This is a genomic window from uncultured Campylobacter sp., from assembly GCF_938045625.1.
GTDB lineage: Bacteria > Campylobacterota > Campylobacteria > Campylobacterales > Campylobacteraceae > Campylobacter_A.
Genome location: NZ_CALIAV010000097.1, coordinates 1 through 7,936 on the forward strand (window position 1 = coordinate 1; position 7,936 = coordinate 7,936).

The following is a 7,936-nucleotide window of genomic DNA, read 5'->3' on the forward strand; positions in this document are numbered from 1 at the left end:
GCCTTGTGCTTGCACTCTCTTTGAGAGCTGCAAAGCAGAGCGTAATTCAAGCCCCACCCCCCCCTTTTTTTATATAAAGTAAAAAACAACCTCAAATGGTTGTTTTTTACGCAAGGAAGCCAAACTCGCAACGCCAAATTTTAACCAAGCCAAATTTACTATCGTCAAGGCGCGGGTCTCGGTGCATCAAATTTTATAAATTTAACTCCGAATTTACCCGTCAAATTTAACCCGCAAAAGCTAAAAACCAAACTCCGCATAAAATTCGTTCAGGTAGTCAGAGTAGTAGGTATTGCCGTTTCTAGCGTCAAATTTACCCGCTATCTCTAGAGCTATCTTGTAGTCGTTCTCGTCGCCAAACGCGCTAACTGCGATGAAAAATCGCAGGTCGTTTAGATCGTCGTTGCCATCAAGGATCGCCGCAGAGTGCTTGCGCGCTAAATTTAGCGCCGTCTCGCGCTCGTCCAGCCTAACGGCGATCTCGATTAGCGGGGCGACCATGTTTATGACGCGAGGGTTTGACTCGATCGCCGCCGTGGCCTTTGGTAGCAGGGCTTTTGCCTCTTCTATCTTGCCTGTTTTAATCATGCTAAAAAGTATCGGCGCGTAGGTCGTGTGAGGCACTTCGCCGCAGGTTAGCTCGCCTGAGAGTATCGGCGCGGCAAGCTCCAGCGCCGCTGCGTGCTCGCCGGCAAAATTTAAATACGCGATCTCACCTGATGTCTCGCACGCCTCGCAGTCGGCCATATCGTCTTTGGCGAGCTTTTTCCACAGCTCGTAGTTTGCCTTTGCCTCTCTGGCATCGCCCATGTCGATGTTTTGATTCATCAAGGCCTTGTAGTAGGCAGCCAGCGAGAGCTCCAAGCGCTCGTAGTAAAACAGCATCGCCTCGTTTACCTCGTCTATGAGCTCTTTTTCTATCATGGAGCTTTGAGCGATGCCCGAGACGATCCATTTAAATTTCCACAGGCAGTCCACGAAGTCGTCAAAATTCGGATATTCGCTCTCGTTTTCTTTTAAATTTTGCACGATATAGTCCGTGAGCCACATTAGCGCTCTGGTTCTTAAAAACGCGCCGAATTTTTCAAATTCGTCGTTTAAAACAAAGTCGCAAATTTGCGCGGCAAACGCCAAATTCTGCGCCTCTACGGCGTCTCTTATCTCGTCAAGTAGATACTCCTCTTTATCCATCAGCCTATCAAATTCTTTTAGCTTTTTATAAAGCTCTTCTAGCGTGCGCTCTTGCATTTGCTCCCCTCGTTAAACATTTTTGTGATAATGCTTTGATTTTATTATATCCACTTAATCTAAAACTAGGTAAAATTAGCACGATTTTGAAATTTGACAAGGCGGCAAAATGGCGAAAAAATTTATAGACGTTATGGATACTACCTTTAGAGACGGCTTTCAGTCGGTTTTTGGCGCGCGCGTGGCGATGGCTGATTTTTTGCCCGCGGTTAGCGCGGCTAAAGAGGCCGGTATAACGCACTTTGAGTTTGGCGGCGGGGCGCGATTTCAGAGCCTTTATTTTTATTTGAACGAAGACGCGTTTGCGATGATGGATAAATTTCGCGAAACGGTCGGGCCCGAGGCAAACCTGCAAACTCTAAGCCGCGGCGTAAATACCGTGACGCTAGATACGGGCAGCCGCGAGCTAGTCGATCTGCACGCAAAGCTCTTTAAAAAGCACGGCACGACCACGATACGAAACTTCGACGCGCTAAACGACGTGGAAAATTTAAAATTTTCTGGCGAGCGTATCGCTCACCACGGACTAAAGCACGAAGTAGTCGTCACGATGATGGACCTGCCAGCAGGCTGTTCGGGCGCGCACGACGTGGCGTTTTACGAGCGGATTTTACGTGAAATTTTAGACGCGGGCATTCCGTATCACAGCGTTTGTTTCAAGGACGCCAGTGGCACCTCTAGTCCGCAAAAAGTATATGAGACCATCAAAATGGCTCGCAAACTCCTCCCTCAAAATACCCACATCAGACTCCACACTCACGAAACCGCAGGCGTTAGCGTCGCATGCTATATGGCCGCTCTAGAGGCTGGCGCAGACGGCATAGATCTAGCCGCAAGCCCTGTTAGCGGCGGCACCAGCCAGCCTGATATCCTAACGATGCTGCATGCCGTTAAGGGCAAAAACTACGATCTGGGCGGGCTTGACGTGGAGAAAATCTTAAAATACGAAAGCGTACTAAATGAGTGCTTGAAAGACTATTTCCTGCCGCCAGAAGCCGTGCAGGTTAGCCCTCTCATCCCGTTTAGCCCGATGCCAGGCGGCGCGCTAACGGCAAACACCCAAATGATGCGCGACAATAATATCTTGGATAAATTTCCAGAAGTTATCCTTGCTATGCGCGAAGTCGTGCAAAAAGGCGGCTACGGCACGAGCGTGACGCCGGTGAGCCAGTTTTATTTCCAACAGGCGTTTAACAACGTGATGTTTGGTCCGTGGAAAAAGATCGCCGAAGGCTACGGTAAAATGGTGCTAGGCTACTTTGGCAAAACGCCTGTAGAGCCCGATAAGAGCGTGGTTAAGCTAGCTAGCGAGCAGCTAAGCTTAAAACCGACCAAAGAGCATGCCATGGATATCGCGGACAAAGACGAGAGCAAGTCGCTTAAATTTACGCGTGAGCTACTCAAAAAAGAGGGTATCGAGCCTAGCGAGGAAAATATCTTTATCGCTGCGGCGTGCAAAGAAAAAGGCATCGCGTTTTTAAAAGGCGAAGGCAAGGTAAATATCCGAAAAAAATCTGCAAACGCGGGCGAAACGAGCGCACCGACCCCTCGTGCGAAAACCCCGATAAACGAAAAATACAGCGTCACCGTAAACGGCAAAAAATTTGACGTCGAGGTCGCAGATGCTGACGGCAAAGCCGAGATAAAAAGCGTAAAACCAGCAAGCGTAGCGCACATGCCGCCTCCGGAGCTCTCTCCGGCTAAAACGACCGGCGGTAGCGGCGAGCCGGTAAAAAGCACGCTTCCTGGAAACGTGTTTAAAATCCTAGTCGCAGTGGGCGATAGCGTGAAAAAGGGGCAAAGGATGTTCGTGCTAGAAGCTATGAAGATGGAAATAGACGTAAACGCTCCAAAAGACGGGCTGGTAACCTCTATCGAAGTGCAACAAGGACAAACCGTGGCAAACGGTCAAATTTTAGCGAAAATTTAATCCAAAATAAGGAAGAAAAATGGTAAATGAAATAGAAAAATTAGGTCTTAAAGACATCAAAAAAATCAACCACAACCTAAGCTACGACGAGCTTTTCGAGCTTGAAAAAGCGATGAATGAAGGACGCGTATCAAGCAACGGCACCTTTATGGTCGATACCGGCATCTTTACGGGTCGCAGCCCAAAGGATAAGTACTTCGTAAAGCAAGATCCAAGCCAAAAATACATCGCCTGGGGCAAGGTAAATCAACCTATCTCAAAAGAGCTTTTCGATAAGCTTTTAGCTAAAGCCAAAGCCCAGCTAAGCGGCAAAGAAATCTTTATCCAGGACGCATTTTGCGGCGCTAGCGAAAAGAGCAAAAAATCAGTTCGCTTTGTAACCGAAGTCGCGTGGCAGGCGCATTTTGTTAAAAATATGTTCATCCGTCCAAGCGAGGCGGAGCTAGCTAAATTTAGCCCTGATTTCGTCGTCTATAACGCGTGCAAATGCAAAAACGAAGATTACGCGAGCGATGGGCTGCATTCCGACGTTTTCGTTATCTTTAACGTCGAGGAAAACGTCGCTGTTATCGGCGGCACGTGGTATGGCGGCGAGATGAAAAAGGGAATTTTTTCTATGATGAACTACTGGCTGCCGCTTGAGGGCAAGCTAAGTATGCACTGCTCGGCAAACGTGGGCAAGCAGGGCGACACGGCGCTATTTTTCGGCTTAAGCGGCACGGGCAAAACGACGCTATCGACCGATCCAAACCGCAAGTTAATAGGCGATGATGAGCACGGCTGGGACGATGAGGGGATATTTAACTTCGAGGGCGGCTGCTACGCGAAATGCATAAATTTAGACCCGAGCAGCGAGCCTGAAATTTACGCCGCGATAAAGCGCGACGCATTGCTTGAAAACGTGGTCGCGGATGAGGCGGGCATCGTGGACTACAAAGACGGCAGCAAGACCGAAAACACCCGCGTCAGCTACCCGATCTATCATATCGACAACTACGAGCCAAGCTCTGCGGGCGGTCATCCGAAAAATATAATCTTCCTAACCGCCGACGCATTCGGTGTTTTGCCTCCAGTCGCAAAGCTAACCAAAGAGCAGGCGATGTATTATTTCCTAAGCGGTTATACAGCCAAAGTCGCAGGCACCGAGCGCGGTATCACCGAGCCTGTGGCGACCTTTAGCGCGTGCTTCGGCGAACCGTTTATGCCGCTACACCCGACCGTTTACGCTAAGCTTCTGGGCGAAAAGATCGATAAGCACAATGTTAGCGTCTATCTCGTAAATACCGGCTGGAGCGGCGGCGCTTACGGCGTGGGCAAGCGAATGAGTATCAAAGCTACGCGCGCGTGCATAAACGCGATCCTTGACGGCAGTATCAAAAAGTGCGAATTTGAAAATTTTGGTATTTTTAACCTAGCGATCCCAAAAGAGCTAGCAGGCGTCGAGACAAAGCTGCTAAATCCTATCAATACGTGGGAAAACAAGGACGAATACGTCGCGACTCGCGATAAGCTAGCGAGCATGTTTGAGACAAATTTTAAACGCTACGAGGACGTAAAAGAGGGCGTGGAATACGCAAAAGCCGGCCCTAAGGCTTAAATTTAAAGGGCGCTGGTTGAAAATTTACTCTGTAAAACATGGGCTTAAATTTAGCCTTTTAACCTGCGCCTTTTTTCTCTCTGGTTGCGATATCTTTGGCGGGCAGAGCCAAAGCTCCACGCTAAAGTCCGCCAAGCAGCCCGAGTTTTCTTTTGTTCCCGATTCAGACGCGGTCGCGTATCTAAACGAATATCGCCGCGGCTCCGGACTCTCTGGTCTAAAACCAAATCAAATTTTAAGCCAGGCTGCAAAAAATCACGCCGAGTACAGCGCCCAAAACGAATATATGGGGCACGACGAAGTGGTGGGACGGGCGAAATTTAGCGGCGCGACTCCGGCCGATAGAGCCCTAGCCGTAGGCTACAAATCAACTCTAGTGCTTGAAAATATCGCCTATAAAAGCGACTTTAAAGAGGCGGTGGACGGGCTATTTTCGGCGATTTATCACCGGTTTGCTTTTTTAAATTTGAGCGTCGATGAGGTCGGCTACGCGCTCGCGTCCAAGGACAAATTTAACGCCTTCGTCTTTGAGATGGGCAACTCTAGGCTTAACGCCTTTTGCACTAGGGGTGCGAGCGATACGGGCGTGGGGCGGTTTTATACAAATGTCTGCGCTGATAAAAATCTAAAAATCAAAGACGCTAAATTTGATAACTTCACGGGCTCAATGAAGCCCTATGTCAAATTTCCGGACGCTACCGCGGTAACGCCTTATTTTAGCGGCGAGATTCCGGACCCATTCCCTGAGTGCAAGATCACGGCAAACCCCGTTAGTATCGAGTTTAACGCAAATGCTGGCGAGGTAAAATTTAAAGATTTCGAGATATTTAAAGACGGGCGAAAGATCCAGAATTTGCACGTCATCACGAGCGCCAACGATATAAACTCCAAATTTTCGTCCAAGCAGTTTGCGGTTTTTTCGCGCGAGGTTTTTGACTTTGGCGCGCAGTATGAGGCGGTTTTTAGCTACGAGCAAGCAGGCGCGCGAAATCAAAGCGCCCAAAGCGCGGGCGCGCAGGTAAAGCAGATAAAATGGAGCTTTAAAACCAAAACTCCTCAAAATCCGTATTTTGATGCGCGCGACGGCGACGTGCTGGGCGTGGAAGCAGATAAGACCTATGAGATATTTTTCCGCCCCAAAGACTGCAACGACCTCATGACGCGCTACTCCTACAAGGCTTCGGGCTTTATGACGCCTGCGGTCGCGCAAAGTGGCACGAACACGCTAAGCGTGAAGCTAAAAGGCATGGCTGGCGATACGCTAAGCATCGTCGCGGGCGGCATGAGCGTCAAGGTGCGGCTCAAAACCAGCTCGCCTGAAGCCGTGCGCGAGAGGAGGGCGTTTTACGTCAAGGCTGGGCTGATGATCGCCGGCGTGATCGTGATTTTTGCGCTAATCGGCAGAAAGATGAGGCGGTAAATTTACGCCGCATTGTTTTTCGGATCGGGCCTTCAAATTTGAGCTTTGGGCGGCAAATTTTGCTTTGTAAATTTAACGGCACAAGAGGCAAAAGAAATTTATCTGCAAATTTGACGACTGCCCTCCCACAGACATTGCTTTTATTAAATCTGATAATGCTTGAGGCACGATAATTTAGCTTTTTCTAAATGGTGCGTTTTGTTTGAGTTTTTGCCGCCTGCCGCTCGTCTAAAGCTTATAGCTACATACGGTTGTGCTTGCGTCATTAAATTTGACGACTCGTTTTCCTGCAAGGTCGTAAAGCGTATATTTTAAATTTCGTCCCCGTTTATCTCATCCGCAAGCTTTGAAATTTTATCCTGAACAGCCTCAGGAGCGTAGATGTCCATCCACTCTATCCCGTTTGACGCGCTAAAAAGCACGGCGATCCGCCCCTCGCTCATCGCACGCTTGGCAAGCTTGGTCGCCGCGGGGCTGTTACCCATATTTGGCGTTTCGTCTATGCTTATCTCGGTGCAGCGGCGTAAAATAGGCGCCGGATCAAACTCGCCCTCAAGCAAAACGACGACTGAGCCGCGCCTAAAGCTGCAGGCGTTCCAAAAAATCTCGGCGCCGTTTACGCATTCGCGCGCTAGATCGAGGCGAAATTTGCTCCGCTCGCGCACGAGAAAACTAAACTCGCTTAAGTTTAGCGGGTGCTCAACGCTACCGAATGCCCCACAATACTATCTTTGCGCCCGTTATAGACGTAGGCGGCGAGCGCGTTTTGCAGTAGCGGCACGATGATCTGCTCGTGCGCACTCGTACGATCGTCATCTCTGGCGCGCTCTCCGATCTTTACGAAAAACGGCTTGAAATACTCCATAAATGCTCCTTAAACTTAAATTTCATCCAAAACGCGCTAAACGCCTCGCCGTACTTTCGAGTAAAAAACCTATCGACTTTACTCATTAGCCAAAACCGCATCAAAAAGATCGCTTGGTAGCCTATCGCTCTCTAGCCGAAAACCTTTCTTAAATGCGCTTCGTAATCCCTCGTAAAACGCTCAATGTCGGGATTTTTAACGACGTCGTTGCAGATAAATGTAGGCAGCCTTTTCGTGCCTAAAAACTCGTTGGCTTTATGAAAATGTAAATAAACGCCGTCCACGCCCACGCCCTCGAAAAAATCTCCGGGCCTGTCAAACGCCTGAAGCGGCGCATTCCATGTGACGCTTAGCATGTGCGATTTGCCCTTTATCAGCCCGCCGGTGCCGTATCCGTCGTTTGGACTCGCGCTGTGCCGTCCGTCGTTTGCCACGATCTTGCCTATGCCGCCCATAAACACCTCGTCTACGTACTTTTTGACTAGCCAAGGCTCGCTCATCCACCACGCGGGCATCTGCCAGATCACGGCATCCATCCATAGAAATTTCTCGACCTCGCCCTCTAGGTCGTAGCCCTCATGTATCGTAGTTTCGCGCGTTTCGTGTCCTAGCGACTCTAGCGTCCTTTTTGCTAGATCGTGCAATGTTTTGCTTAGCTTGCCGCCATTGCCGTTAAACGGCGCTCCGCCGTTAATCAGTAATATTTTCATTTTGACCCTTTTGATTAAATTTATCCGTTAGCGGCTTGTCGCGCATAAATTTAAATTCTGCCTTGCGCCTTATGCGCGAACGCAAGCGTAAATTTTAATTTAGCGCCGCAGTTTACCGCCCTAAAATTTCAAATTTATCGCCGTGCACCGCGATCGCCTCGGCGTT

At 49.2% G+C, this 7,936-nt stretch carries 7 protein-coding genes; 3 read left to right on the plus strand and 4 right to left on the minus strand.

Annotation, left to right across the window (positions count from 1 at the left end):
* Positions 1-240: 240 nt before the first annotated feature.
* Entirely contained in the window at positions 241-1,248 is a 1,008-nt protein-coding gene (locus Q0386_RS08695) for a hypothetical protein (protein WP_299029869.1), read from the minus strand.
* A 109-nt stretch (positions 1,249-1,357) separates the two neighbouring features.
* Between Q0386_RS08695 and Q0386_RS08700 the strand changes: the two genes are divergently transcribed.
* Genes Q0386_RS08700 through Q0386_RS08710 form a run of 3 tightly spaced genes read left to right on the plus strand, consistent with a single transcriptional unit; the run spans position 1,358 to position 6,195 of the window.
* Entirely contained in the window at positions 1,358-3,178 is a 1,821-nt protein-coding gene (locus tag Q0386_RS08700; RefSeq protein WP_299029872.1) for a biotin/lipoyl-containing protein, read from the plus strand.
* Positions 3,179-3,197: 19 nt separating this feature from the next.
* Entirely contained in the window at positions 3,198-4,775 is a 1,578-nt protein-coding gene (gene pckA, locus Q0386_RS08705) for a phosphoenolpyruvate carboxykinase (ATP) (RefSeq protein WP_299029875.1), read from the plus strand.
* Between the two features lie 16 nt (positions 4,776-4,791).
* Entirely contained in the window at positions 4,792-6,195 is a 1,404-nt protein-coding gene (locus Q0386_RS08710; protein WP_299029878.1) for a CAP domain-containing protein, read from the plus strand.
* A 311-nt stretch (positions 6,196-6,506) separates the two neighbouring features.
* Here Q0386_RS08710 and Q0386_RS08715 read toward each other — a convergent pair whose 3' ends face one another.
* The 3 genes from Q0386_RS08715 to Q0386_RS08725 form a co-directional block, all read right to left on the minus strand.
* Entirely contained in the window at positions 6,507-6,860 is a 354-nt protein-coding gene (locus Q0386_RS08715; protein WP_299029880.1) for a hypothetical protein, read from the minus strand.
* A 23-nt stretch (positions 6,861-6,883) separates the two neighbouring features.
* The gene (locus Q0386_RS08720) at positions 6,884-7,060 is read right to left on the minus strand and encodes a hypothetical protein (RefSeq protein WP_299029882.1); all 177 of its coding nucleotides are present in this window, start codon (positions 7,058-7,060) and stop codon (positions 6,884-6,886) included.
* Positions 7,061-7,191: 131 nt separating this feature from the next.
* On the minus strand, positions 7,192-7,770 hold the full coding sequence (locus tag Q0386_RS08725; protein ID WP_002948341.1) for an NAD(P)H-dependent oxidoreductase: 579 nt from the start codon (positions 7,768-7,770) through the stop codon (positions 7,192-7,194).
* Between the last annotated feature and the right edge of the window lie 166 nt (positions 7,771-7,936).

Coding starts and splice junctions, on each gene's coding strand:
- Q0386_RS08695 (WP_299029869.1), bottom strand. CDS start 1,248: ATGCAAGAGCGCACGCTAGAAGAGCTTTATAAAAAGCTAAAAGAATTT.
- Q0386_RS08700 (WP_299029872.1), top strand. CDS start 1,358: ATGGCGAAAAAATTTATAGACGTTATGGATACTACCTTTAGAGACGGC.
- pckA (WP_299029875.1), top strand. CDS start 3,198: ATGGTAAATGAAATAGAAAAATTAGGTCTTAAAGACATCAAAAAAATC.
- Q0386_RS08720 (WP_299029882.1), bottom strand. CDS start 7,060: ATGGAGTATTTCAAGCCGTTTTTCGTAAAGATCGGAGAGCGCGCCAGA.
- Q0386_RS08725 (WP_002948341.1), bottom strand. CDS start 7,770: ATGAAAATATTACTGATTAACGGCGGAGCGCCGTTTAACGGCAATGGC.